Annotated in this window: 23 protein-coding genes, 1 tRNA gene and 1 other RNA gene; 11 read left to right on the top strand and 14 right to left on the bottom strand. The window is 61.4% G+C overall.

Features of this window, described 5'->3' with window-relative positions; translation table 11 throughout:
* Nucleotides 1-5: 5 nt before the first annotated feature.
* Nucleotides 6-341, bottom strand: coding sequence for a NifB/NifX family molybdenum-iron cluster-binding protein (locus E2N92_RS08340; protein WP_220680734.1), 336 nt, complete (start codon nt 339-341; stop codon nt 6-8).
* Nucleotides 338-703, bottom strand: a complete 366-nt coding sequence (locus tag E2N92_RS08335) for a NifB/NifX family molybdenum-iron cluster-binding protein (RefSeq protein ID WP_220680733.1) — start codon at nt 701-703, stop codon at nt 338-340. The genes E2N92_RS08340 and E2N92_RS08335 overlap by 4 nt, the downstream gene beginning before the upstream one ends.
* A 212-nt stretch (nt 704-915) precedes the next feature.
* Between E2N92_RS08335 and E2N92_RS08330 the strand changes: the two genes are divergently transcribed.
* Nucleotides 916-987 (top strand) — tRNA-Ile (locus tag E2N92_RS08330).
* Nucleotides 988-1,033: 46 nt separating this feature from the next.
* Here the strand turns inward: E2N92_RS08330 and E2N92_RS08325 are convergent.
* Both E2N92_RS08325 and E2N92_RS08320 read right to left on the bottom strand, forming a co-directional pair.
* On the bottom strand, nt 1,034-1,414 hold the full coding sequence (locus E2N92_RS08325) for a SpoIIAA family protein (RefSeq protein ID WP_220680732.1): 381 nt from the start codon (nt 1,412-1,414) through the stop codon (nt 1,034-1,036).
* A gap of 110 nt (nt 1,415-1,524) precedes the next feature.
* Nucleotides 1,525-2,430 (bottom strand): DMT family transporter, encoded by a 906-nt coding sequence (locus E2N92_RS08320; protein WP_220680731.1) that lies wholly within the window; start codon nt 2,428-2,430, stop codon nt 1,525-1,527.
* Between the two features lie 1,275 nt (nt 2,431-3,705).
* On the opposite strand from E2N92_RS08320, the gene E2N92_RS08315 reads away from it, so the two are divergent.
* The 4 genes from E2N92_RS08315 to E2N92_RS08300 all read left to right on the top strand — a co-directional run bounded on the left by E2N92_RS08315 (nt 3,706) and on the right by E2N92_RS08300 (nt 6,406).
* Nucleotides 3,706-4,284: a hypothetical protein gene (locus E2N92_RS08315; protein WP_220680730.1), complete on the top strand. Its 579-nt coding sequence runs from the start codon at nt 3,706-3,708 to the stop codon at nt 4,282-4,284.
* Nucleotides 4,285-4,302: 18 nt separating this feature from the next.
* Nucleotides 4,303-4,539, top strand: a complete 237-nt coding sequence (locus E2N92_RS08310) for a hypothetical protein (RefSeq protein WP_220680729.1) — start codon at nt 4,303-4,305, stop codon at nt 4,537-4,539.
* A gap of 14 nt (nt 4,540-4,553) precedes the next feature.
* A complete protein-coding gene (locus E2N92_RS08305; RefSeq protein ID WP_220680728.1) occupies nt 4,554-5,558 on the top strand; it encodes an AI-2E family transporter in 1,005 nt (334 codons plus the stop codon).
* A 221-nt stretch (nt 5,559-5,779) separates the two neighbouring features.
* Nucleotides 5,780-6,406 (top strand): MarC family protein, encoded by a 627-nt coding sequence (locus tag E2N92_RS08300; protein WP_220680727.1) that lies wholly within the window; start codon nt 5,780-5,782, stop codon nt 6,404-6,406.
* A gap of 40 nt (nt 6,407-6,446) precedes the next feature.
* Here the strand turns inward: E2N92_RS08300 and E2N92_RS08295 are convergent, their stop codons facing one another.
* Nucleotides 6,447-7,064: a fasciclin domain-containing protein gene (locus E2N92_RS08295; protein ID WP_220680726.1), complete on the bottom strand. Its 618-nt coding sequence runs from the start codon at nt 7,062-7,064 to the stop codon at nt 6,447-6,449.
* Nucleotides 7,065-7,279: 215 nt separating this feature from the next.
* Between E2N92_RS08295 and E2N92_RS08290 the strand changes: the two genes are divergently transcribed.
* The 3 genes from E2N92_RS08290 (at nt 7,280) to E2N92_RS08280 (ending at nt 9,580) form a co-directional block, all read left to right on the top strand.
* Complete coding sequence (locus E2N92_RS08290; RefSeq protein ID WP_220680725.1) at nt 7,280-8,299, top strand: hypothetical protein; 1,020 nt, start codon at nt 7,280-7,282, stop codon at nt 8,297-8,299.
* A gap of 12 nt (nt 8,300-8,311) precedes the next feature.
* Nucleotides 8,312-8,623: signal recognition particle sRNA (gene ffs, locus E2N92_RS08285), an RNA gene on the top strand.
* A 12-nt stretch (nt 8,624-8,635) separates the two neighbouring features.
* Nucleotides 8,636-9,580 (top strand): malate dehydrogenase, encoded by a 945-nt coding sequence (locus E2N92_RS08280; protein ID WP_220680724.1) that lies wholly within the window; start codon nt 8,636-8,638, stop codon nt 9,578-9,580.
* Between the two features lie 2 nt (nt 9,581-9,582).
* Here the strand turns inward: E2N92_RS08280 and E2N92_RS08275 are convergent, their stop codons facing one another.
* From E2N92_RS08275 to E2N92_RS08265, 3 genes are read right to left on the bottom strand one after another with little or no spacing between them, the layout of a single operon-like run.
* Entirely contained in the window at nt 9,583-9,843 is a 261-nt protein-coding gene (locus E2N92_RS08275) for an elongation factor 1-beta (RefSeq protein ID WP_220680723.1), read from the bottom strand.
* A 5-nt stretch (nt 9,844-9,848) separates the two neighbouring features.
* Nucleotides 9,849-10,004, bottom strand: coding sequence for a zinc finger domain-containing protein (locus tag E2N92_RS08270; RefSeq protein WP_425515750.1), 156 nt, complete (start codon nt 10,002-10,004; stop codon nt 9,849-9,851).
* 52 nt (nt 10,005-10,056) lie between these two features.
* Entirely contained in the window at nt 10,057-10,647 is a 591-nt protein-coding gene (locus E2N92_RS08265) for an amino acid kinase family protein (protein ID WP_220680722.1), read from the bottom strand.
* A 54-nt stretch (nt 10,648-10,701) separates the two neighbouring features.
* Between E2N92_RS08265 and E2N92_RS08260 the strand changes: the two genes are divergently transcribed.
* On the top strand, nt 10,702-12,369 hold the full coding sequence (locus E2N92_RS08260; protein WP_220680721.1) for a phospholipase D-like domain-containing protein: 1,668 nt from the start codon (nt 10,702-10,704) through the stop codon (nt 12,367-12,369).
* A gap of 829 nt (nt 12,370-13,198) precedes the next feature.
* On the opposite strand, the gene E2N92_RS08255 is transcribed toward E2N92_RS08260, so the two are convergent.
* Nucleotides 13,199-13,432, bottom strand: coding sequence for a winged helix-turn-helix domain-containing protein (locus tag E2N92_RS08255; RefSeq protein ID WP_220680720.1), 234 nt, complete (start codon nt 13,430-13,432; stop codon nt 13,199-13,201).
* Between the two features lie 67 nt (nt 13,433-13,499).
* Between E2N92_RS08255 and E2N92_RS08250 the strand changes: the two genes are divergently transcribed.
* Nucleotides 13,500-13,862, top strand: coding sequence for a hypothetical protein (locus E2N92_RS08250; RefSeq protein WP_220680719.1), 363 nt, complete (start codon nt 13,500-13,502; stop codon nt 13,860-13,862).
* On the opposite strand, the gene E2N92_RS08245 is transcribed toward E2N92_RS08250, so the two are convergent.
* The 4 genes from E2N92_RS08245 to E2N92_RS08230 form a co-directional block, all read right to left on the bottom strand.
* Nucleotides 13,855-15,375 carry an SLC13 family permease gene (locus tag E2N92_RS08245; protein WP_220680718.1) on the bottom strand — a complete coding sequence of 507 codons (1,521 nt, stop codon included), beginning with the start codon at nt 15,373-15,375 and terminating at the stop codon, nt 13,855-13,857. The two genes, E2N92_RS08250 and E2N92_RS08245, sit on opposite strands and share 8 nt — an antisense overlap.
* Nucleotides 15,376-15,655: 280 nt before the next feature.
* Nucleotides 15,656-16,447 (bottom strand): acetolactate decarboxylase, encoded by a 792-nt coding sequence (budA, locus tag E2N92_RS08240; protein WP_220680717.1) that lies wholly within the window; start codon nt 16,445-16,447, stop codon nt 15,656-15,658.
* Nucleotides 16,448-16,467: 20 nt separating this feature from the next.
* Nucleotides 16,468-17,781: a small ribosomal subunit Rsm22 family protein gene (locus E2N92_RS08235; RefSeq protein ID WP_220680716.1), complete on the bottom strand. Its 1,314-nt coding sequence runs from the start codon at nt 17,779-17,781 to the stop codon at nt 16,468-16,470.
* Nucleotides 17,782-17,811: 30 nt separating this feature from the next.
* On the bottom strand, nt 17,812-20,052 hold the full coding sequence (locus E2N92_RS08230) for a PAS domain S-box protein (protein WP_220680715.1): 2,241 nt from the start codon (nt 20,050-20,052) through the stop codon (nt 17,812-17,814).
* Between the two features lie 905 nt (nt 20,053-20,957).
* Between E2N92_RS08230 and E2N92_RS08225 the strand changes: the two genes are divergently transcribed.
* Entirely contained in the window at nt 20,958-23,249 is a 2,292-nt protein-coding gene (locus tag E2N92_RS08225; protein ID WP_220680714.1) for a tetratricopeptide repeat protein, read from the top strand.
* On the opposite strand, the gene E2N92_RS08220 is transcribed toward E2N92_RS08225, so the two are convergent.
* Entirely contained in the window at nt 23,208-24,071 is an 864-nt protein-coding gene (locus E2N92_RS08220) for a nucleoside 2-deoxyribosyltransferase (protein ID WP_220680713.1), read from the bottom strand. The two genes, E2N92_RS08225 and E2N92_RS08220, sit on opposite strands and share 42 nt — an antisense overlap.
* Nucleotides 24,072-24,078: the final 7 nt, after the last annotated feature.

The raw sequence follows: 24,078 nt of genomic DNA, 5'->3' as shown, positions 1-24,078 counted from the left end.
GGGGATCAGAGGATCTCTGAGAGACCGCCCTGCGTATATTTCTCAAGGGCCTGAGCCACGGTCGCCGCGTCCCCGAAGCTGTAGGCCTTGATCCCGGCCGCCTTGAGAGCGGTGGCGGCATTGCCTCCCATCTGCCCGGTGACCAGGATCGTGGCGCCGTGGTCGACGAGCACTTGGGCGGAACGCGGGCCGACCCCGCCGGCGGCATCGACGAGTTCGTTCTTGACCGAGACAAAGGTTCCAGCCTCGGTGTCGGCGAAGACGAAGTACGGCGCCCGCCCGAACCTGGGTTCGACCGCGGCGTCAGCGCCCTCACCCTTCGCGGTGATGCAGACGATCATTCGTGTCCCTCACAGTTTTCGTGTCCCTCTTCGCCGTGGGTGCAGGTGCTCTCCCCTGAGGCAAGGTCGCCGGCGGCGTACGCCGCGGCTACGGCGTCGATCTCCCCGGCGATCCCGAGGAAGACCTCGATCCCGTTCATATGGAAGAGGTCGACGGCCCGCGGGCCCATCCCGCCGGCGATGACGGCTTTGACATCGTTCTCGGCGAGGAAAGCCGGGAGACGCCCGGGCTCATGGCCGGGGCTGAGGAGGTCGGCCTGCCTGGCGAGGTTCCCGTCTTCAACCTCAAAGATCGCGTAGCTCTCACAGTGTCCGAAATGCGCCGAGACGATCTCTCCGTCCTGTGCAATTGCGAGTTTCATCTATATTCCACCTCCGCGGCCGGCGGGGGCCTGAGCTGACCGCCGGTGCGCAGACATATTTTGTACTCATATGCGCACAATGAAAAACCCTCCGGTCCTGGCAGAGCGCAGGGGGAGGGGCACCCCTCCCGTGGTGGGAGAGACGCATCATCTCAGAGGAGCGCACAAATTATTTCAGGGGACAGGGCGATGTATATCAGTCTGATCTTTCCGGGCCCGTAGCTTAGTGGTGGAGCGTCCGGCTCATAACCGGACGGCCGTGGGTTCGAATCCCTCCGGGCCCATTCATCTTCTTTTTCATTCCCCTCAGGATAAGGAAAACGATCCGCACTACCGCACCCTCATCCTCTCGCGTATCCAGTCCCATGCCGCCCGTCTTTGATTTTCCCTGAAGAACCTGACGTCGGTATCGGGAAAGAGAAAAAAGAACGGTTGGACCGCGGTCAGTCTCCTCTCCCATTCCTCCCCGCCGACGATCGCCTCCCTCTCGATAAAGAGGACCTTCGAGTCCTGCCTGATGTCCTCGAGCATCGCCCCGAAGTCCTCGCCCTTGAAGTCGACGATATCGATGAGGATGCGAATGGTACCGTACCGCTCGATCGCCTCGTACAGTGCCGGAATGAACACCTCGGTGTAGTCCTCATCGGTGACTTCGCCGCTGATCCTGAACCCGAGCACATTTCCCGCCCCTTCCGGCAGTTCTTCAATCATCGGTATCTCCTCATCGCATCTCACAGGGGCCCTGGCACGGGGGGTGCCAGGGAGATGGAGCATCCTGGACGGGATCGAATAAATATATTGTGCGGGGCGGGCCGGGCGGTCTACTCATCCTTCTCAGGGTCGGCATAATAGTTCGCGAGCACCACCCCGGCGATGATCAGGAGACTCGCAACCGCATGGTAAGAGAGGAACGTCTCCTGCAGCACGAGCACCCCGGCAACCACCGAGACCACGACCGAGAGGTTCTGGATGATCCCCACCCGCGCCGCTTCCAGTTCTTTCAGGCTGTACATCGCGAGGAACGAGGTCGCGACCGAGGTGAAGAGGGCGAGGTACAGGATCTCGACGAGAAAATCGGTACTCCCGAGCAGCACGAGCGTGCCGTCGAGGTCCAGGCCCTCGCACCCTACCGCCGCAGCGAGAAAGACCACGCACCCGCAGAGCATCATGAGAAAGGTGAGGCTCACGGGGTCGATGGTGCGCGAGAGGCGCCGGCCCATCACGATGTACAGCGAGGTCGCAAAGACCGAGAGGACGGTCAGGACCAGGCCCGTCATACTGACCCCGGCCTCCCCGGTCCCTTCCATCAGGAAGAGGTAGACGATCCCCGCAATGGAGACGAAAAAGCAGACGAACTGTTTTGCATTGACCCGCTCGCCCAGGATCGCGAGGCCGAGGATCCCCACACAGACCGGCGTGAAAGCCGAGATGATCCCGGCCTCCGACGACGAGATCGAGAGGAGACCGAAGGCCTGCAACGAGAAGAAGAGGACCGGTTGGGCAAGAAGGAGGATCAGAAGATCGCGGAGCCCGGTCCGGGGGAGGCGCACGCTGATCACCCCGACGGCGACCAGGGCCAGCATCACCAGCAACGAAAGCGTAAATCGGAAGGCAAGCGTCGTGAACGGTTCGGCAGAGTCGAGGGACTCCTTGACGAAGAGAAAACTCAGGCCGATAAAGGAGGCATTCAAGACGGCTGCCAGGTACGCGATCGTCCTCTGATCCATGGAATCTCAATAAATTTCGAGAACAGAGCAGATACGTCTTTTTAAAATCGCCGATTGAATAATTTTGCGATTATTTTCATCGAGATCTCAGGCCCGGTCAGATCCCTCCTGTAAGGATAGGACAGAGCGACGATGGAATGCTTCTTCCTTTTCGCGAGGAGCGGATCCCCCACGACGAGGATAGACGGAGCGGCAATTCGATGCTGTTCCTGCGTGGTGTCATGATCCGAAAAACGCCAGGAACATGATTTCGTGTTCGATCACCAGGATCACCGCGAGTGGACGGCGAAGGCGGACGTCCGGACCGACGACGACCCTTCCACCTTCGCGCCCGGTTTGCACCCCGCGGGTGAAAACCAGACGACCACGGGAAAGAGCCGATCCTTATCCGGATCAGAGTACAGAGTACATAGAGAGAAGTGTGTACAGGTACCCCTGATAATTTGCACACGATCTGGAGAACACCCGGCACCGGTGAGAGGGATGGGTTCCCGGCCGTGATCCGGGCGCGGGTGTAAACGACCGGGAGTACGGCGCATGCGTGCTCCGATCATCGAACGATGGCTGCCAGCGAGATCTCACCGGGTGCAAACCGGGCGCGAAGAAGAAAATGAGTTCTCCGGCCCTGTAGAAAATTTCGGCTCTGTAGAAAACATCCTCTTTTCATCACCACAACCCCCCTGTGAACTGAATCCATCACCTTCCCTCATGCTCACGCCGGGGGCGGTTGCCGCCCGGACCCCCGGGATTGCGATAGGGTCGGGAAGGCGGAAAGATGACTACAGAGAGGGGGGTGCAGTCCCCCTCCCTATCGTGATGCGGGGGGACCGGGGGGCGGCCAGCCCCCCGGCGAAGAGAACCATCAAGATGATTTCTACAAAGCCAAAATTTCTCCTTTTCCTGGATCGAGCATCATTCAACCGCCTTTCCCCATCGATCGCACCGGAGGCGGCAATGCAACAGTCTTCCCCTCTCTTCTCCTCCTCCGAGGGGGAGCGCGGATCCCTGCCCACCAGTGACCCACAAGAATGTTCAATCGCGTATGCCTGAACGCGGGGTTCATGCCGTAAAAGCCCCATCAACGGATCTTCGATCGTCACGATGCCCGGGATGGCGCGAAAAAAACGTTCTCAGGAGAGAAGAGGAGACCTGGAAAAAATACCTGAATATCAAAATTTCATGCAACGGCTACACGGTCTGGCCCGCCCTCCGGTCAACCCCGCCACCGGCAGATATATATGTTTATTTTTATATTTCGGTGTGCCTGGTGATTGTATGGTCACTCGTGAAGAGATCTATAACGAATCCAAACGGGAAATCGCGGACAGTCTCCCGAAGATCATCGTGGAGATTGTCATCGCCTTTCTGATCTGGCTCTTTGCCGTCTACATCTTCATCCCACTCGCCGGAACACTGAGCGACCCGACCTTCCTCGGCCTGATCGGGCTCCAGTCGCTGATCTCAGGGATCGTCATCGTCGCGCTCATCATCATCTTCATCGCCATCCTCAAGGAAGTCATCGACGTCACCAACGCCATTGCAGGGTATGCGACGCTCGCGTTTTCCAAAGGCGAAGTCTCGGAAGAGAAACTCGGCCGCTACCAGACCGGGTTCAGGTTGATCGGGTACGTGCTCCTGGCCGTCATCGCCTACCTCTTCTTCCTGCCGCTGATCGCCGGAATCCTCGGGGTGCTCGCCGGCGTGATCCTGGTGCTCCTGGTCATCTGGGCGATCATCGTCCTCTTCCAGGCGGGGAGGATCTTCTCGACAGAGATCGAAGAGAAGGCTGCGGATTTCTCCAAGCGCGTTGAAAAACTGAAAGAAGAGGGGAAACCGGAGGAGAAAGAAGAGTGATATGGTGACAGACCGGATATGAAAAAAATCCCTATTTTTTCCATTCTCCTGATGATCACGCTCAGTCTCGCCGTTCTTATTGCGCAGTTCCCGGGCTCCCTAGAACCGGCGGCGGCGGCCCTCGGGATCGGTTCGGATGAGGCGCTCGCCCTCTTCATCGTTGTCATGTTCCTGCTGGCCATCCTTTTCTGTGTCCTCTTTGTCCTGGAGTCGGTCGCCATCCTCAGATCACATTTCCCGTCCGGAAGGAAATAACCGGAGAGAGTGGTATGACCGGGGACGCCGATCTCTCGTCGCTCGCCCACCTCATCATCATCGTGGCCGTCCTGACGGCTGGCGTGCACCTCGCCGCCGCCCTGGTGAACCCGGTCCTCGTCGCCTTCGTCCTCTCCATCTTCGCCACACCGGTCGTCCACCGCCTCGAGGCAAAGGGTGTGCCCGGATGGGTGGCCGTGCTCGTCTGCATCGGAGGGATCGTCGGCGTCAGTCTGGCCCTCATCGCCTTTCTGAGCACCTCGGTCATCCAGTTGGACCGGGCGGTGCCCGCCTACCAGGACCTCCTGAAGACCCAGACCGCCGGGCTTCAGGCGGTGCTCGCCGGATGGGGGATCGACCTCAACCTTCAGCCCCCCGCCTCGCCAGGAGACGGGACGTTCGTCCCACCCCTGGAGACGATCCTCGCCGGGCTCACGGTGCTGGTGATCGATTTCCTGGTGATCATCATCGTCACCGTCTTCATGCTCCTCGAGGTCTCCGGAATCACCGAAGAGAAAAAGACCGAGGCGTCGGTCGTGGACCACCTCATCAGGTTCGGCGAGAACCTGAACGGCTACGTGGCCGCGAAGTTCAGGGCAAGTCTGGCGACTGGCTTCGTCACGTCCGCTCTTTTTCTGGCCCTCGGGATCGAGACGCCGTTCCTGTGGGGACTGCTCATCTTTCTGCTGAGTTTCATCCCATTCCTCGGACTTCCCATCGCCTCCGTCCCTCCCATAGGCCTGGCATGGCTGCAGCACGGCCTGGGTGGGGCACTCGTCGTCCTGGTCGGGATCGCCGTCGTCGACGTTGTCGCCAGGAAGGTGTTCATCGCCGACCCCGCCGAACGGCGCCTCGGTCTCTCGCCGCTCGTCATCGTCCTCTCGGTCTTCTTCTGGACCTGGGTGCTGGGCGTCCCCGGCCTCTTTCTGGCGGTCCCGCTCACGCTGATGGCGAAGGCCGCGCTGGAGTTCTCGGAGGAGACGCGGTGGATTGCCGGACTCCTCGGGCCCGCTGAATAATCGGGCAGGTGAGAGGGTGGACAGAGAGAGAGGGAAACTATATCATACCGATCTTCTATCCTGCCGCATGGATAAGGAGGCAGGGTTTTCTCGGTTCAACGCTCTTCAGCACCATCATGCTCTCCCCTCTCGTCGATCTGCTTGCCCTCGTGGGAGATGCGCTTGCAGTGAGCCTGCGGGACTGAAGATGAGATCGACCACGCCGCCGTCAGGGAGATGAGATGACGACCCAACTCCCCCTTCTCGACCTCTTTCTCATCATCTTCATCGGCATGGGGCCGGTCAAGGTGCTGCTCGTGTACATGGCCCTTACCAGGGGCGCCGGTCCCGAGGTCAGGCGAAAGGTCGCCGGAAAAACGGTCGGCACCGCTACGCTCATCGCGATCTTTCTTCTCCTCGCGGGATCGCTCATGATGCGGGTCCTGCATTTCTCCCGCGGTGCGCTCGCCGTCGCCGGGGGCCTGATCCTGCTGGTCCTCGCCCTGCGCATGGTGCTTGCCGGCGGGGAGAACGAAGACCTCGGCCCGGTGAGCGAGGAGCGCCTCATGGAGATGGCCATTTACCCCATGGCCATCCCGCTCCTCCTCAACCCGATCGGCATCGTGGCCCTGACCGTCTTCTCCGGCGAGGCGACAGCCCTCTCCCATCTGCTCCTCCTCTCCGGGATGGTGCTCGGTGTCGCGGTCATCGACTACGGGATCTTCCTCAGTTCCCATGCTCTGGCCCGGCACCTCACCCATGAACGGGTGCTGGTGCTCGAGAAGGTGCTGGGGATCTTCCTCGCGGCGCTCGCGGTGCAACTCATCTTCGGTGGAGTGCTTGATGTCTTCGGCGGGGTGCCGGGGTGAAGACGGGCCCTCTCCAGACGAGCGGAAAAAAGAGAATAGTTCAGAAATCCGACGGCAAAATTACGCCCTCGATCCCGTGGATCACGCCGTTGCCGGCCTCGAGATCAGCCGTGACCACCTTGATGCCGTTCACCGTCACGGCGCCGTCGACGGTCGCGACCTCGATCGTGGTCCCGGCAAGCGTCGTCAGGTTGGTGGGCGTTGTAAGGTCCGCCGAGGTATAGGTGCCTTCCACGATGTGACCGAGGACTAAAGGTCGCAGATCGACCTCAGGATACGCTCGCATCTCGGTCTCCTTGTCCTGTGAGATATACTCCTCCACTCCCTCGTCGAGAGGCGCAAAGACCGTATATGGTCCCGGACCGGAAAGGTCCTCGTTGACGCCGGTCAGGTAAACATAGTCAAGAAATGCGACATAATTCCCTGCCTTGATCATCTCGTTGATCACGGTGTCGGCAACCTCCGCCCCCGTTCCGGTCTCGTTTTCCATCCCGGTCTCATTCCCCGTAACCCCGGCAGGCGTTTCTTCAACCGTTGTTTCAACCGGTGTCGGTGTCGGTGTCGGCGTCGGCGTCGACGGCGCCGGTTGAGTACACCCCGCCATACATGTTACCCCTGCAACACAGAGGAGCACACAGAACAGGATCAGTTTTTTCATCCCAAATCCCCCCATATTCCGCCAAGCGGTTCTACTATCCAGAACACAACTCTTTATATATATTTTTTCATAATAGTCGGACCCATCCCACTGTATGCACTGCCACGGAAACAAAGACCAGGGCCCGGCACGCTCCCGGTTGCAGAGCCGTCGCCACCATTTTATCCATACAAAAAAAGCGGGCAGATATATACCGCCGCATCCCACCCCTTTCTATGCAATGCCCGGTCTGCGGTGCCGCCTGTCTCCAGGACGCAGGGTCGGTTCTCGCCACCCTCCCGGATGTCTTCACCCCCTGCGAGAGATGCGCCGCCGTTCCCCTCGACAAACGGTGTCCTCTCCCTGCAGACTACGAACCGGCGACCCCCTGCCGGTGCGGCCGCCGGTTCATCGACGATGTCTTCGCCGCCTGTTACCTCATCTTCGCCGATGAGGGAGTTATCAACGGCACCGAAGCACTCGGGGCCATCGCCACGCCACTTGTCAACCCGGGGTTTGCGATGAGCGCCCCCCCCTTCCTCTCTGCGCAGAGCCTGGTTCTTCTCTCCCCACACCCCGACCGGACGACGGCCGACCGGATCGTCCACGAGGTGCCCGAGGTGCAGGGTGTCGTGCAGAGCAGCGCGGCCGTCCCCGGTGTCGGCGCTGACGGCACCCTCGTCTCCCACACTCTCCTGGCAGGGTGCGATGTCCAGGCCAACATCTTCCCGACCTCGTTCGGCGACTTCGTGGTGTACAAAGAACTCTCGCGCCTCCACCTCGAGTTCCCGCGCCCGGTCAACCCGAAGATCCGCGCCGTCGAACGGGCGATACGCCGCGAGAACCCAACGGTTTTTGTCGACGCCTGCTGCGGCGCCGGCACTCTCGGCCTCGCCGCCGCCCTCACCGGAACACCTGAAGTCGTCTTCAACGACGCCTACGGTCCCGCAGCCTTCTGGACCGCGGTCAACCTCATGGCAAACCGCGAGGCACTGCTCATCGACGAGGTCGTCCTCCACACCGGGCGCGCCGACCTCCCTGCCGTCGGCAGCGAGCCCGTCCTCGTCGCCGAAGGCCTCGGAGAACAGCACATCGCCGTCTATCAGGGCGACTTCGCTCGCCTCCCGGCCGTCCTCCCGGCGGCCCCACGGAGCCTTACCGCGCTCGACATCTTTGGAAAAGAAGAACGCGAGGCCCAAACGGCCACACTCGATCGGTGGAAGAGGGCCGGCGGAGGGAAGGCATTTATCCCGTGAGCCATAGTACATATGGGGACTAGCCCGGGTGGTTAGGCGTCACCTGTCATCCGAAAACGCCGATACGCGGAGGGCGAAGTCCGAGGAAGGCCTTGGCGATCTGCAGGCGCCCTGTGCTTCCCGACTGAGAAGCCTTGTCCCATGAGGTCGACGGCCAGGGATCGATGCTCCGGAGGGAGCGGAGACCTGTTGTCGCGGAAACCGGTCCAGGCCCGGAAGGGAGCAGACTTACCGTGAACGTACGGCGCCCATGGGGGTGCGGGGTGGAGAAGGGAGGCCCCGGCAAGTGCAGGCACGCATTGTCGACCAAGGACCCGTCCCCAACTCTTGATTTCTATGGCAAAAGTTACGATCATCGGAGCCACCGGGAGACTGGGCTCTTTTGCATCCCATCCCATCGCCGGGATCCCGCATGTGGACGAGGTGCTGCTGATGGGACGGCCGGGCAGAGAAAATCTGCTTGCCGGACTCGCTCATGACCTCACCGACTCGTGTGCCGCCAGAGGGATCTGGACCGAAATTTCCTCGAGCACCAGCGAAGAGGACTGCGCCGACTCAGACATCATCGTGATCACCGCCGGTGCTCCGCGGCACGAAGGGCAGGACCGGATCGATCTCGCCCTCGCGAACGCCAGGATCATCAGACCGATTGCAGAGTCGGTCGGCCGCCACGCCCCGAACGCCATCGTGTTGATGGTCTCAAACCCGGTCGACGTGATGACCGCGGTCGCCCTCCGATACTCAGGGATGGAGCCCAAACAGGTCTTCGGCCTGGGCACGCACCTCGACTCGATGCGGCTCAAGGCCCTCATCGCCGATTACTTCCATGTCCATGTGAGCGAGGTCCACACCAGGATCATCGGCGAGCATGGGGAGAGCATGGTCCCGCTCTGGTCGGCAACGACGATCGGCGGCATCAGGATCTCGAACCTGCCGGCGTTCTCGGGTCTGCCGATCGACGAGATGATGCAGCGGGTCAAGAGCAGCGGGAGTTTTATTATCAAAAACAGCGGGGCCACCATCTACGGCCCGGGCGACGCTATCGCCACCCTTGTCCAGACGATCCTGGGCAACGAGAACCGGATCCTGACGGTCTCCAGTTACATCAAGAGCGAGGTCCACAATGTCGGCGACACCTGTATCGGGGTGCCGGCACGGGTGAACCGCCGGGGTGTCTCGCCGGTACCGATCCGGATCGAGGAGAGCGAACTTGAAGCTTTCCGTGAGTCGGTCGGAAAGATCCGGGGAATCACGAGAGAAATTCTGGAAAAATTGGAGTAGTTTTAGATCATCCGGTTGACGTCGGTGATCTCGGCGCTCGCGATGCCCTCGACGGCGGCGAGTTTGGACTCCAGAGCGTCAGTCGCACCCTCTTCGTCCTCGATGACCGCAGCCACCTTCAGTGCCGAGAGACCAAAGCCGATCGGCTCTTCCTGGATGTCGTCCACGTCCGGCACTGCAACCTTGACGGCCTCTTTCAGCGTCTCAATCGGGATCTCGGCTGACTCGGGCATCAGTTTCAGAATAACAGCTACTTTTCCCATATTGTTCACGGCCCCTGGAATCCGCACTTGGCGCAGGTGTATCCGATGCTCTGTTCCCTGCACTGCGGACAGCGCCTGATCTCATTCCCGCACTTCGGGCACGGGAACCTGGTCGCTCCGTCTTCTGCGAGCGGTGCATTGCATGAGGTGCATTTTTCCATAGCCATAGAAAATCCCCAATAAAGAGTTATTGATCTTTGCACCTGGCGACAATTAAATGCTTGGATGAACGCGGGTACAGACCACCCGCTCCCCTCTGAGGAGCGCAGCAAGACGGCCGGGTACACGGCCATTGACGATTGTCGCCCCGATATGGTGCTCGAAGAGATAGGGGAGGAGGAAAGGATCGACCTCCTCGCAGAGATAGGGTTCACTGACTTCAGAGAGAACGGTACCGTTTTTCCTGAGTCCGTCGACCGATTTGACCAGCACCAGAGGGAGGCCGAGTTCGCCGGCGACCCAGGCGGCGATGGTATCTGAGGTGACTTCCCAGGAGTGGGGAAGGGGATCTCGGGCCCGCAGGAGGGTGTACGGGAGAAGGACCGACGGACGGTCAGGGACCGCGAGGAATCCGGTCGGGTGCAGCCCGAACGAGGAGAGGTACCACCCGTACATCTCCATCGCCGAGACAGCCATCCAGTGGGCCGGGGTGGCGGGGGGGTCGAGGGCGCGGACGGCGTCGGCGAAATCCCCACCGCCGGGCACCAGGAGAGCCGGGCGGCCTGCGGCGAGGATCTCGGCGACGACCTGACCGGCACGGTCCATCAGGCTCCCTCCCATCTTGACGACGACCGGTGGCTCCATGGGATCAGGGTTGGTGAGGGAGGTATAAAAACGAGGACGGGTCCACAGAGATCCATGCTGCGGCGCGCCCCCCTCTGCCTCTTCATCGCCCTGGCGCTCCTCGCGGCGCCGGTGGCGGCCGTCCAGATCGTCGAGTTCTGTCCCGACCCCTACCGCGCCGGGGAACCCGACGAGTATTTCGTCCTCGAGGCAGCGGGGAGACTCGACGGTGTCGCCGTCACCGACGGCGAAGGGACGCTCACGTTCCCGCCAGGTTCGACGGCGGGGGGTCGGGTGACGGTGGCCAGAGAGGCGACCGGATTTTTCCTGACGCACGGCCGCCGACCCGACTACGAGATCATGAACACCGACCCGGACGTCCCGGAGGTGCTCGGGGGCGGAAAGTTCAGGCTGGCCAACAAAGAGGACAGCATCGCCCTTCTCGTCGGCGGGACCGTCGTCCAGGAGGTCGGGTGGCCTGAAGATGTGAAGGCAAGGGAGGGGCAGGTCCACTTTCTGGAGAACAACGTCTGGGACCCGCACCCCCGCCTCCTGGGCCAGTCGCGGTTTTTCCCCGAGACTTTCGAGGACGTCACCGTCACTCTCTTCGTCTCCCCTGACTGCTCGTATGAGGTCTTCGAGAAGGCCCTCGACACCGCAGACGAGCAGGTCGAGGTGAATGTCTACGAGTTCACCCATCCGGGGATCGCGGCGATGCTCGGAGAGGCGAGAGACCGGGGCGCGGCGGTCTCGGTCCTGTTGGAGGGCGGACCGGTCGGCGGGATCCCGCCTGAAGAAGAGGCGGTCGCGGCGACGCTCGCCGCTCACGGGGCCGGGGTCATGATGATGACCACGACGCCCGAGGCCCACGCAAAGTACCGTTTCAACCATGCGAAGTACTTCGTCGTCGACAACGAGAGCGTCCTGATCACCTCGGAGAACTTCAAACCGAGTGGGATCCCCGAACCCGGCACACGAGGAAACCGGGGCTGGGGGGTCTGGGTGGAGGACAGAGAGGTCGCGGAGTATTTTGCCGCGGTCTACCGGTGGGACACCGGCGGGGGCGACATCGTTCCCGCGCCCACCGACGGGAGGCCTGGAGACGATGAGGGATACGGGGAGTACGACCCGGCTTTCTCCCCGCTGACCGTCAGGGGGGCGCGGGTGACGCCCGTCCTCGCCCCGGAAACGAGTGCGCTGGTCACCGATATCATCGCCGGCGCAGAGGAGCGAGTCCTCATAGAGCAGGCGTCCATCAGGAACAGCACCGCAGGCGGGCCGAACCGGTTCCTGGCCGCGGCGATCGATGCCGCGAGGCGGGGGGTGGAGGTGCGGGTGCTCCTGGACGCCGCCTGGTTCAATGTCGAAGGGGCAAAGGACAACGACGAGATGGCGGCCTGGATCAACGAGGTCGCCCGGACAGAAGGACTCCCACTCGAGGCGTGGTGCATCGACCTGGACGCCGCCGGACTGGTGAAGGTCCATACCAAGGGGGTGATCGTCGACAATCGGAGCGTGCTCATCTCAAGCATCAACTGGAACGACAACTCGGCAGACTTCAACCGGGAGGCCGGGCTCATCATCGAAGATCCCGAGGCCGCAGGGTACTTTGCCGCCGCCTTCGAGGCCGACTGGAAGGCAGGAAGACCGATACCGAATGAAGACCGGGACCACAGACCGATCTATGCGGCCGGCATCCTCGTCGTCTTCTTTCTCCTCTACCTGGCGAGGAGGAGACGCTGACCGGATCGTGGGGGGCCGACGAAATACGTCCCCTGTTGAAGCACGATCCTCTTGCCGGCCCTCTTCGATGGGGAGTGGCAGGATGCGTGATCCCGCTGGAAAGAGATCTGCTCTTTCCTGTCCCGGTCCAATCCTCGCGGTCATGCTGACAGGACGGCATGATGATCAGGACGTGCCGCCCCCCTATCACCTGATCTTTCCCGGCGTCTCGCGAGAGGATAGGGCGGGGGCGGCATGGAGCGCGTGATCCTGCTGAGAAGAGGTTGGCCATCTTCTGTCCGGGTTCTATCTCCGGGGTCATGAATACGGAACAGCGTGACGATCCAAATGAGCCGTCCCCTCATCACTGAATCTTTTCTGTCATTTCGCGAGAAGATAGGACGGGGGACGGCACGGGATGGCGTGCTCTCTCCCGTCCGGTTCTATCTCCGGGGTCATGACAACGGGACGGCTGTGGTGCTCAGAATGTGCCGCCCCTCTATCACGGCATATTTTCCGCCGTCTCGCATGAAGAGATAGGCGGAGTGCGGCACGATGCCCGAGTGCTGTTCGTTCGGCTTTGTAGAAACGCTCAAGGATAAGGATCAGGAACCGATCCGTCCTCACGCCAAGGAGCCACAGGAATACTCACATTGCGTATGCCTGAACCCTGGGCTCACGCTCCATTCTGCAAAACGGTGAGAGGAATGATCCGAAGGGACAGTCAGGCAGAAGAATGAACGTGACCGATGAGAGTTTCTGTGAAAGAATCTTTCATGCAGTATGCCTGAGGCGTCTTCTCGTCCCCGCGCCCGGGACTACACAGCCAGAAAAAGAGAGTTCTTTGCGTTCAGACCGCCTCAGCAGCTTCCTGAGGCCTGCACTCGTAGATGATCTGGCGGGCGTCCTTGAAGTTGAACTTCTCGATGATGAGGTTGTTCTCCTTCAGCCTCTTCAGAGCGTACCTGACCGTCCGGGGAGCAAGGCTCGAGCTCCTGACGAGATCCTTGTGCGTCATCGCACCACCGTCCTCAAGGATCAGGAGTACCTTCCTCGAGGAAGGAGGGAGGGAGGTTTGGTGCATACACTATAGTTAACAACGTTAACATAAGAAGGTATCGGGCACTTATATAAATAGAGCGGATATATTAATGGTGTTTGATCTTCCCGAAAAACGTGCCCTCCTCATCCTGATCGGCATATCGGCCCTTCTTATGCTTGTTCACCTGGGCCTTGATCACGCGGGGAGCGCGGCCTTTGCCGCACCCTGGAGCCCCGAGGCAGAGGATGGGGCCTTCGTCCTTCTCCGCGGTGAGGTAAAAAATGTGCGCGCCCTGAGCGGCGGCCACCTCCTCGCCGAGGTGAACGGGACGCGGGTCTTCCTGCCCGCCGCCGTCGCGGCCAGGGTAGAGGTGAAAGAAGGAGCCTTCATGGAAGTCGCGGGAACGGTCCAGACCTATCAGGGTAAAAAAGAGGTGGTGGTCGGGTCGGCCTCCGACCTTACCCTCATTTGACCGGCATCGTCGCCCAGTCAGGGAGGGCGGGGGTAAAGCCGAGAGCCCACATCACGACGGTGAAGATGAAGAAGGTCCAGAGCCCGACCCCGATGAAGTTGAGCACCCAGCCCGAACGCATCAGGTCCTTCATGTCGATGTACCCGGAGGCATAGGCGACGGCGTTCGGCGGGGTGGCGACCGGGAGCATGAAGGCCATCGAGGTACAGACGGCCACGGTGAGCATCAGCATGTAGGGATGGATCCCCATCGAGACCGAGGTCACCGCCATGATCGGCATCATCAGGGAGGCCATCGCCGTGTTGGAGGTCACTTCAGTGAGGAGCGAGACGGCGATCCCGACGATCAGGACGATCAGGACGATGGGCAGTCCGCCGAACATGGCGAGCTGGTCGACGATCACGTTCGCAAGCCCGCTCTTGATGAAGGCGACCGAGAGGCAGATGCCGCCGCCGAAGAGGATGAGGATCCCCCAGGGTATCTTCACCGCCCACTCCCAGTCCATCGTATAGATCCCCTTCTTGCGATCAACCGGGAGGAGGAAGAGGAGGAGGGCACCCGCGATCGCGATCGTCGAGTCGTGGATGCCGGGGAAGAACATGTCCAGACCCGGAATGGTGAAGTCACCGATATACTTGGTCTTCGCAAAGATCCAGGCAAGGGCGGTGAGGACAAAGACCATCAGCGTCCACCTCTCGCCGCGGCTCATCCGGCCGAGATCCTCCATCTGGTGGTCGATGATGTCACCGGCATGGGCCACCTTCGTGGGGAGGTGACGATACGAACCATAGGTGAGCCAGAGCCAGGTGAGCGGGATGAAGATCATGACCAACGGAACGCCGAACTTCATCCACGAGAAGAAATCGATCGCCGGCGCGGCCGGGAAGAGGGCCTTCATCTGGGCGGCGAAGATGCCGTTCGGGGGGGTGCCGATGAGGGTGGCGATCCCGCCGATGTTCGCCGCATAGGCGATGGAGATGACGATGGCCTCAGAGAAATCCCGCTGCTCCGGAGTCATGTCTTTGAGAAGGGTGCTGGCATTGGGGATGACGGTGGTGATAATCGCGATCGCTATTGGGATCATCATCATCGCCGTGGCGGTGTTGGAGATCCACATCGAGAGGAAGGCAGTCGCGATCATGAACCCGAGAATCAGTCGTCTCGGACTCGTTCCAACCACTTTTATGATGTTGAGGGCGATTCTGCGGTGGAGACCCCATCGCTGCATCGACATGGCGATGATAAAACCGCCCATAAAGAGAAAGATGACTTTGTCGGCATAAGGCGCCGTCGCTTCCGTCGGCGTCAGAACACCGAGAGCAGGAAAGAGCACCACTGGCAGGAGGGCGGTTGCTTCAAGGGGGACGGCCTCTGTGATCCACCAGATGATCATCAGAAGCGTGACGGCGGCGACATATCTCGCCGACGTCGGGAGCACGGTCTGGTCGATGGGGGCAAAAACGAGTGCCAGAAACACAAGCACCCCAAGGACTCTTCCTACCGTTTTTTTCATCGGATTGAAAGATTGGAATTGGTAATATTTCTAATATTCTCTTCTGAAGCGGAAACGAACAGATATTCCACAAATCGCGAATTTTAAGATAAATTTCTGATTTTTCAGGCAGATAAGCCGATATCTTGCCCCAAATCAATAGCCCCAGATCTCTGGAATTGCGGCTAAAAACCCAATCTGTGGAGTTTTCCCGGATCCCACCGAAAGAAATGTGCTCAAGTGTCCAGTGGATTCTACAGATGTCCAAAAAAAGTGAAAATCCCGCAGGAACGGGTCAGGGTTACCTGCCCCTCTCTGCAGCCGCAATATCCCCACTTCGGTCTCCTGAAAGGTCAATATCGAGGAATTGCCCGCTTGATGGCAGGGAAAGGTCTAATTCCGGCGTTATATCGAGCAGAATCCTGACGCGCTCTGCCGTGCACCCGAGGAGGTGGCCGCCGCCATTCCAGTCATCGGCAAGATAATGGAGATGAAACCCCGAGACGCCCACCCCTTCCAGATACGCAGGGAGGTAAAACCCGACCATCGTCCCTTCGGTCCGGTCGAAGGAGAAGACATGTTGATCTGCCGTCACCTCGACGAGCGGCGGGTATGGGGACTCCTGCCGGTCAACGCTCCTGGCGGTGAGGTTGGTAAAGGTGCCTTCCACCACCACGGCGCACGGGAGGTTCTCCGAGGGGAGGGCATCCATGATCGCCGTCTCGAGGGCCGGGAGGTCGAAGGGGCCCGCCAGGTCGAGGGTGATGTCAGGGCTGAAGGAAGTGACCGAGGCATAGGGCGTTTTTACTGCGGGATCAACAGCATGCACCGACCCGTCGCCGCGCACCTGCCAGGCCCTGCCGTCCAGGACGATCAACTCGCCGTCAAGGGCGTTGAGGGTACCGATCCCGGTGTCACCCCTCTCCAGCAGAGTGCCGATCTCGGTCTCACCGTCGTACACCCCCTCCAGGAGAGCACTGAGGGTCGAGACCTGATACAGCGTCTCGCCCTCCCCGCCGTTCCCGGCAAAGATGTCATAAAACGAGGAGGAGGCGAAGACCCCGGCCACCGCAATGACCACCAGAAAAAGCACGAGTTTCCATTCCTGAGGTTTCAGGACTCCTCACCTCCGTCCAGAAGAGTGACCGTCGTCTTCTTCCCGACGATCACCGAATAGGTGTCGGCCTCCTTGTTGTACTTCACCTTTGCGTTGGTGAAAAGGAGGGGTGCCCCATATGCTGCGGCCAGAAGGGATTCGTTGCCTTTGTTTCTGGCATATTCGGGGAGGACGGCATAGACCGGTTTCTTCGTCGTGCCGTCGCAGACCTTGACCACATGCCGTTTCTCGTCCCCGATCTCTCCCGACATACGGGCGGCACAGAGGTTGACCTGCCGGCCGACATGGGAGGAGAGCGCACCGAGGCGGGCCGTCTTGGCCGGCCTCTCCAGCGCTCCCCAGCGGGTGAGGCCGTCGGTGCGCAGGACGGCGTACGAGACTTTGATGTCGGTGTTCCTGAACCGATACCCCTCTTTCCCGGCGGCAAGCGCCTCCATCAGTCGCGGGGGCTTGATCTCAGGGCCGCTCTCGAAGGTCCAGCAGCGTTCGGGCTGGCATGGGGCGCCCCAGAGATAGGTGCAGGGGGCATAGACCGTCATTCCGCTCTCGACGAGGGCGCGCTGCACCTCGCGCAGACCAGTGGAGGTCTCCTTCTCGGCGGGTTCGACGATGAGGATCGACCCCCCGGCGGAAAGGAGGCGCGCGTATCCGGCAACCAGCGCGGCTTTCTCCTCCGGCCCGACATCCCGGAGTTCGTTGAGGACATTGGAGAAGACGATGAGGTCGAACGGACCGGCGAGGGTGTCTTCAGGCGGGTGACAGAGGTCGGCCAGGACCGGTTCGTTGATCGAGACCACCCCCTTGTGTCCGGCATAGGGCCCGACGATCGCGGCGTAGGCCTCGAGGTTCTCCTCCGAACGGTCGAGCCCGGTGACCTCGGCGGTCGCCCCTTCGAGCCTCCCGAAATAGTCGACGACCGCGGCCGAGACGACGCCCGGCCCACACCCCACATCGAGCACCCGCAGATGGCGGGGCACAAGCCCTTCGGTCACGAGGCGGTGGAGGAGGAGGTCGGTCTGGACCAGGTAAACCGGGAAGTGATAGGCCAGATAGGCGAGGACGTCGTAGCCCTTCTCGTACGAAATCTGTCGGTGGCGGCCCCGGGCCCAGTACTGCCCTTTCTGGGCGATGACCGCCGCCCGGATCCGATCGAGGACGACCCTGTCGTCCCAGGCCTTCCCGGTTTTTCTGCCGATGTGCTCTTCGATCAACCGTTCCAGCCGTCTCGGCACCCGTGGAGCCGAAAAAAAGACCTCCTGTTTCCTGGCTTCCTCAGGAGAAAGGAGAAGCGGGTCAGAGGGTCGCGTCATAGAGAGATATCGCCTCATGCCCATATACGCTTACGGGCCGGTGACACTGCCGGAGGAGACGAGGCCGGTGATGCACCCGTTTTCGTCCCGCACAATGGCGTTGTGCCAGAGGACCGCCACCTCCCGTCCGTCCCTGGTGACGACCGGTGTGGTCTCTTCCTCGGGCGGGACGACCGTCCCTTCCATCAACCGCCTGAAGTTCCCTTCATACTTCTCGCGCAGGGATGCCGGGACCAGGGTCGCAAACCAGTTCCTGTCCACAAGGTCGGCCTCGCGGTACCCGAGGATCCGGCACCCCATCCGGTTCATCCGTTCGATCGTCCCGTCGGTCCCGATCACGGCGATCATCACCCCGGCCACATCGAGGTACCGCTCGGCCCGGTCCCGTTCCATCCTGACCCGTTCCCGCGCGCGGATGCGCCCGATCACATTGCTCACCTGGGCACCCACCGTCTCGAGGGCATGGGTGGCATAGGCCGGGACCGCCGCCTGGCGACGGGACGCCACGATGAGAAGCGCCACCGGGCGGTCAGGGTACAGGATCGATCTGGTCGCGACGACGGCAAGCGCCTCGTCTGCAAAGGGGGAAAGTGCCGGGTCGGCCGCCGCCAGCACCGCACCGGGACAGGAGAGCACCCCGCCCTCGAGGAGACGGCGCACCGTCGGGCCCGCGGGGATCCTGGCCATCACTGCAGAGAATTTTTCAGAGAGGCCGGATGCACTGACAAGAACAATATCCCCAGTCGTTTCGTCGACCGAAAAAACCGCACCGGCTTCCATCCCTGATACGCGGAGCGAGGTCTGGAGACAGAGAGAGAGCGCTTCCCCGAGACCGGTCGCCGAACCAAGGGCCAGGGCAAGGTCGCGCTGTTCGCGCAGGAGAAGGTCGGCCCTGACATGGGTGGTGATGTCACAGATGATGGAGAGGATATATTTCAGCCCGCCGTCCTCGCCCGTGATCGGGATCTTCTTGGCTTGAAGGTAGTGTTTTTCCCCTTCTCGCAGGGTGACCGCCGTCTCCGGACAGTCGTACGGGGCCATCTGCCTCCGCACCTCGTCCTCGCCGCAGCACATGAAGGGAACAAGGTCGGGCGGGAAGATTTCCTCGTCCCTCTTACCGGCGAGGTCTTCCGAGCACCCGCCGGCAAATGCCTCGGCCGCCCGGTTGAAGAAGACATAGGTCCCGCTTCCGACCTCTTTGACAAAGACCATGTCTGGGATGTTCTGAACGATCGAATGGAGAAACGACTTCCATCCCCTGACCCGCCGCTCTGCCTGCTGCCGGCCGGTGACGTCCCTGGCGACCATCCGGTACCCGGCAAACGATCCGATCTCGTCGAAGTTCGGCGTCCCGCTCGCTTCAAAGACGATCCTGTTCCCGTTCCGGTGGGTCATCGGGATCGAGACGAGGGAGAAGGGCTTCTCCGATCCGATCGCTTCTTCGAGACGGTGCTGCACCTTCTCATGCTCTGCCGGGGGGACGAAGTCCATGATATGATGCCCCTCGATCTCTTCCGGGGCGTAGCCGAGGAGGTCAAAACTCTTCGGACTGACATAGACGAAGGCCCATGCCTCGTCAATGTTCCAGATGATGTCGTTGATGTCCTCGACAAGAGCCCTGAACTTTGCTTCTCCTTCCCTGAGCGCCTCTTCCGAACGTTTCTGCTCGGTGATGTCTTCGAGAAGAATGGTGATCCCGGGACTCCCGTCATTGAAGACGGTCGAGAGGATCTTCATCCTGAAGAAAAGTTCGCCGTCGGCCTTGAGCAGTCTGACCTCCTCAACGACGTCCTGGCCTTCGAGGGCGGCCTCGATACGCCCTCTGATCAGGGGATGGTCGAAGGCCGAGAGACGGGATTCACCCAGCGGTTTTCCGACCACTTCGTCCCGGCTGGCCTGAACGACCTCAAGAACACGGTCGTTGACCTGGACGACGGTGAGCCGGTCGTTGAGGACGAAGACGCCGTCCGCGGAGAGGTTGATCACCGCCGAGAGGGGGACGCGCTGGGAGAGATAAAAGACCTTGGCCTTGCCATAGGTGCGCATCTCAACCTCGCCGGCGATGAGGAGCATATCAAGGTACCGGGAGACGGTGTTTCTATTGACCCCGAGGTCCCGTGAGAGATCGCTGACCGACATGCCACGCGGATTTGCCTTCAGTCGGTCCAGGATCCGGGAGATCTCTTCAGGATAGGGGTTCATGCCGTATTTAATCTGCCACCGGCCACTACTTATCGGTTTCGTTGGTGGGAGGGCATTGTGTCCAGCCATATCGCCACCTACAATGCCATGCAATAACCGAAAATGATATATGTAACCAAAAGCAACATAGTGATCGCCGGTGCCTTGCCGGACCCGGGGAAGTTCGGACAGGGCGGCAGCAACAGACAGGAACACACAGCAGCAGGCACCAGCTATCACCTAACTCAAAGGCATCACGACACACAGGCGGCGCCTGCATACTACCACCTCTCAATAGTCAACATTTATCCGGCGGGGGGGCGGACACCCTCCCACCTGTGCAACAATACACGTACACTCCCTCCAACGGGGGAACTCCTCCCCCGTTTCCCACTCCTACGACAGACATTTTTCTGAGAGCGATAGGGCTCGCATTTTGGTTGTTTGCATTGCTCATGAGGCAAAAGTACGTCTCAGGCATATCGCATGAAAATTGTTCGTCACAGCTTCTCTGGACGATTTTCAGAATGCATCATCCTGTTTTCATCATCGGATCCACCGGTGAACAGGGTCCATCGCCTTCCCTCATCCTATCTTCTCGCGAAAGAACAGAAAAGATCCTTCAATGGGAGGAACGGCACCGTTGATCATCACGCTGTCCTGTCATCATGACCCCGAAGACTGAACCCGGGCGGGAGATGGCCGATCAATTCTCACGGGATCACGCGTGATGCCGTTCCCCGTCCTATCTTCTCGCGAAAGAACAAAAAAGATCCTTCAATGGGGGGACGGCATATCCTGATCATCATGCCGTGCTGTCGTCAGGACCCCGGAAGATAGGACCAGAATGGGAAAGAGGCGATCACGAGGAAGGCTGGATCGTCTTCACAGTCTGATCACACATCCCCTCACCGACAGCACTCTCACCGGAGAACTCCAGATCAATACGAGTATCTCTCTGTACGCCCCAATGTCACAGACGAGAGGTACACGAGATGGAGATCACCGTTGCACGCACCTTCTTCTGGGAACATATCTGGGCGACCCTCCAGGAAGAGACCGACGCCGACCCTGAGGAGTCGGCGCTCCTTCACCTCTTTCTGATCAGACGGAGACGCGACATCGGTTTCGCCGCCCATGTCGCCACCGAAGCGTTCTCGGACGAAGCCGCTAAGACAAAGTTCAGAGAGGCCCTTTCCAGAGCGCTCGCCGAAGAAACCCCCGACCTCACCGGGAAAGATCGGACCGATTATTTCTGGCACCGATATATCGAGAGACTCGAAGAAGGAGACCTCCGCGGCGCACGGCTGATCGAGACTGTCCTGGCCGCAGGTGTCGGGACCGACGACGGATATCTCGCGCCCCCGGTCCCGGCAGGGACATCGCCGGGCGTGCGAAGCTGGACACAGCAGGAGAAGGCGATCGTGACCCGCCTGGCCAGGTGGTCAGACCTTTACTTCGAGGCCCCGTTCTTCACCGACTTTCCGGCGACCCAGATCATCCCGGCCGAACTCGAAACCGCCTCGTTCACCTTCGTCACCCTCGGCGAACTGCTCGGAGGCGCGATCCCGCCGGGCAGTGCGGAGTCGTTCGAGAAATTTGTCGAGAACGCAGCGGCGAGCATCGCTCTCTTCTGGTTCACCGGGATGAAGAGGGAGGAGCAGATCGCCCTGCTCAATACCGCATACCCCTTCTCTATCGAGGAAGAGACCCTCGATGCCTTCGTCGATCTCTTCGACGACTACGAGACGCTCCTCGAGGACGCCACCGACCTGGTCAGGCGCGGGTTCGGCGAGGAGGCCAGGACCGTCTATGCTTATATCATCCTCCACGCCCGGAACCCGATCCACCGGCACGCCGCCTACACGAACCTGGCCGTCCTCTTCAGAGAAGAGCACGAGAGCGGCAGGGCGGTCGAATGTGCGGAGCGAGCCCTCGCCGTCCTTGAGGCTGAGGCGGACCCCGACCCCTATCGTCTCGGCCTCGCCAGGAAAGATGTCGGTGAGACCAATTTCCTCGACGGCAACATCGAGAAGGCCGAAACCGCTATTGCTTCAGCGATCCGGACGGCCGAAGACCTCGCGCCGGCACAGGCCGCCCCCCTCCTCTGGGCGGTCGCCTCATCCCTCAGGCGGACCGGGCAGTTCGAGGATGAGTACGCCGTTTTGACCGGGATCCTGGACCTCGAAGTGACCGGCGAGGCCATGGACGCCGCCATGGAGAGACTCTTCTCGATGGACCAGTACGCCAGGCCCGACGGCACCTTCGACCGAAAAGGGTTGCTCGACGTTGAACGGCGGCGCAGATATCTCGATCATTTCGGGAAGGGCGCCGCGCTCCTCCAGACCTTCCAGTTCGACCGGGCGATCGCGTGCTTCGAAGCGGCGCTCGCCCTTTCCAGGGACACCGACCTCCTCAGGAACACCGGGATCGCCCATCGCCTCTATGGTTCGCCCACGAAGGCCCGCGCCCTCCTGGAGGAAGTGCTCGAGGCTTGCCCGGACGACCTCTACGCCCGCGTCCACCTCGGACTTCTCATCGGCGGGGACGAAGGGAGGGATCTGATCAGCGCGGCGATGGAGGAGGCCGTCGGGCAGGGCGCCGACCTCGCGCTGGTGCTGTACCCGGTGGTGCAGCACGCCGCCGCACGACCGGAGGACGGGATCATCGCCGAGATCGAGCGGTACGCCGACCTCCCGGCACAGGAGGGAAAACGCAGTCTCTTCTACCTGGGGGCCGGCACCGCTCTCGCCGACCTGGGCTTCAAGAAAGAGGCAAACACCTGCTACCGCCGGGCCCTGAAAGCAAACCCGCCCGCGGCGGTGCGGGCGCGAGTGCTCAGGAACATGGGTGTCCTGGCCGCCGAGCAGGGTGAGGATGAACGCGCCGCCGCGCTCCTCGGACAGGCCATCCAGGCCGCCCCGGAAGACCCGACGATCTGGCACCGCCTCGCCCGCGTCAGGGCGGCCCTCGGCGATCCAGATGGGGCGGCCGACGCAGCGCGCGAGGCCGCACGCCTTGCTCCGACAGACGAGAGCTATCAACAGGAGAAGGCACTGAAGGCCGCGAAAAATGAGGTTCCGCCCCCCTCGCTGGAGGATACGATCGCTTCAGAACTCATCGACGCCGGCGAACGTCTTATCGAGCACCAGGCAGGAGTGCCGACGGCGCTCAGGGCCTATGCGGCCGCCGCCGCCCGACTCGGCCTCGACCCGGGTGAACCGATCGGCGAAGGGGATGCCCTCTCAGAGCGGGCGAGACTCTTCACGCTGATCAGAGGAGCCTGAGAGAAGGGCGCGCCGCACCGCCGCGGGCAGGTCGACGGTGTCGGTCACCACCTCGGCTGACTCCTCGAGCATCAGGTTGACATGCTCGCAGGGCCCGGCCCGGCGGAAATCGGTCCTCAGGGCCACGACCGGGATCCCGCGCCCGGCCGCATATCCCATCTCCCACGCCGTCCCCGAATCGGCGTCCGCCCCGTCGACGACCGCGACGACGAGGTCGACCCCCCTGAGCGTCTCCACATGACGCTCGAAGATCTGCCGGCGACCGTTCATGTTGCAAACCGCCCCATCGTCCCCCGCCTCCTGCGGGAGATAGACCTCATAGCAATGCTCCTCGATGAGGTCGCGCACCTGCCGGTTGAACACCCGCTCGGCCTCCGAGAAGAGAGGCGCGGCGAAGTAGATGCGGTAACGCGCGAAGTCGTAGACATCGACCGCCTCGATCTTGGGGAAACGGGCGAGAAAGGCACCGCGCCCCGGCACCCGCTCATCGTACCAGGTCCGGTTCACCCCGCAGCAGGGGGAGGAGTCGACCCCGACGATACAGAGGGGAGGTCCGCGTGCGGCGACGATCGCCCGCACCTCCTCTTCCATCCGGTCGAGGACGGTGCAAAAGCCCGGGGTGTCGAGGCGCTCCACGAAGGTCGCGGGGGGACGGGGCCGTCCCAGATAGGCAGTCTCAGGGCAGGGAAGAGGCACGACCTCGATCCCGAAGCGCCGGCAGCGCTCCAGCACTTTTCTGAATGCCTCGATATCGGCGGGTTTGGTGATCCCCTCGGCACGGAGGGAAGAGTCGAGGACACATGGTGCGCAGAGGACATACATTCATCTT

The organism is Methanofollis formosanus, from assembly GCF_019633745.1.
Taxonomy (GTDB): domain Archaea; phylum Halobacteriota; class Methanomicrobia; order Methanomicrobiales; family Methanofollaceae; genus Methanofollis; species Methanofollis formosanus.
This window is presented reverse-complemented; position numbering and strand designations above follow the sequence as displayed.

Bases quoted from the DNA above. Each gene is read 5' to 3' on its own strand.
- E2N92_RS08315 (WP_220680730.1), top strand. From the start codon at position 3,706: ATGGTCACTCGTGAAGAGATCTATAACGAATCCAAACGGGAAATCGCG.
- E2N92_RS08265 (WP_220680722.1), bottom strand. From the start codon at position 10,647: ATGGAGCCACCGGTCGTCGTCAAGATGGGAGGGAGCCTGATGGACCGT.
- E2N92_RS08310 (WP_220680729.1), top strand. From the start codon at position 4,303: ATGAAAAAAATCCCTATTTTTTCCATTCTCCTGATGATCACGCTCAGT.
- E2N92_RS08270 (WP_425515750.1), bottom strand. From the start codon at position 10,004: ATGGAAAAATGCACCTCATGCAATGCACCGCTCGCAGAAGACGGAGCG.
- E2N92_RS08340 (WP_220680734.1), bottom strand. From the start codon at position 341: ATGATCGTCTGCATCACCGCGAAGGGTGAGGGCGCTGACGCCGCGGTC.
- E2N92_RS08335 (WP_220680733.1), bottom strand. From the start codon at position 703: ATGAAACTCGCAATTGCACAGGACGGAGAGATCGTCTCGGCGCATTTC.
- E2N92_RS08230 (WP_220680715.1), bottom strand. From the start codon at position 20,052: ATGGCTGGACACAATGCCCTCCCACCAACGAAACCGATAAGTAGTGGC.
- E2N92_RS08305 (WP_220680728.1), top strand. From the start codon at position 4,554: ATGACCGGGGACGCCGATCTCTCGTCGCTCGCCCACCTCATCATCATC.
- E2N92_RS08245 (WP_220680718.1), bottom strand. From the start codon at position 15,375: ATGAAAAAAACGGTAGGAAGAGTCCTTGGGGTGCTTGTGTTTCTGGCA.
- E2N92_RS08290 (WP_220680725.1), top strand. From the start codon at position 7,280: ATGCAATGCCCGGTCTGCGGTGCCGCCTGTCTCCAGGACGCAGGGTCG.
- E2N92_RS08255 (WP_220680720.1), bottom strand. From the start codon at position 13,432: ATGCACCAAACCTCCCTCCCTCCTTCCTCGAGGAAGGTACTCCTGATC.
- E2N92_RS08280 (WP_220680724.1), top strand. From the start codon at position 8,636: ATGGCAAAAGTTACGATCATCGGAGCCACCGGGAGACTGGGCTCTTTT.
- E2N92_RS08295 (WP_220680726.1), bottom strand. From the start codon at position 7,064: ATGAAAAAACTGATCCTGTTCTGTGTGCTCCTCTGTGTTGCAGGGGTA.
- E2N92_RS08250 (WP_220680719.1), top strand. From the start codon at position 13,500: ATGGTGTTTGATCTTCCCGAAAAACGTGCCCTCCTCATCCTGATCGGC.
- E2N92_RS08220 (WP_220680713.1), bottom strand. From the start codon at position 24,071: ATGTATGTCCTCTGCGCACCATGTGTCCTCGACTCTTCCCTCCGTGCC.
- E2N92_RS08275 (WP_220680723.1), bottom strand. From the start codon at position 9,843: ATGGGAAAAGTAGCTGTTATTCTGAAACTGATGCCCGAGTCAGCCGAG.
- E2N92_RS08325 (WP_220680732.1), bottom strand. From the start codon at position 1,414: ATGATTGAAGAACTGCCGGAAGGGGCGGGAAATGTGCTCGGGTTCAGG.
- E2N92_RS08260 (WP_220680721.1), top strand. From the start codon at position 10,702: ATGCTGCGGCGCGCCCCCCTCTGCCTCTTCATCGCCCTGGCGCTCCTC.
- E2N92_RS08235 (WP_220680716.1), bottom strand. From the start codon at position 17,781: ATGACGCGACCCTCTGACCCGCTTCTCCTTTCTCCTGAGGAAGCCAGG.
- E2N92_RS08320 (WP_220680731.1), bottom strand. From the start codon at position 2,430: ATGGATCAGAGGACGATCGCGTACCTGGCAGCCGTCTTGAATGCCTCC.
- E2N92_RS08225 (WP_220680714.1), top strand. From the start codon at position 20,958: ATGGAGATCACCGTTGCACGCACCTTCTTCTGGGAACATATCTGGGCG.
- E2N92_RS08300 (WP_220680727.1), top strand. From the start codon at position 5,780: ATGACGACCCAACTCCCCCTTCTCGACCTCTTTCTCATCATCTTCATC.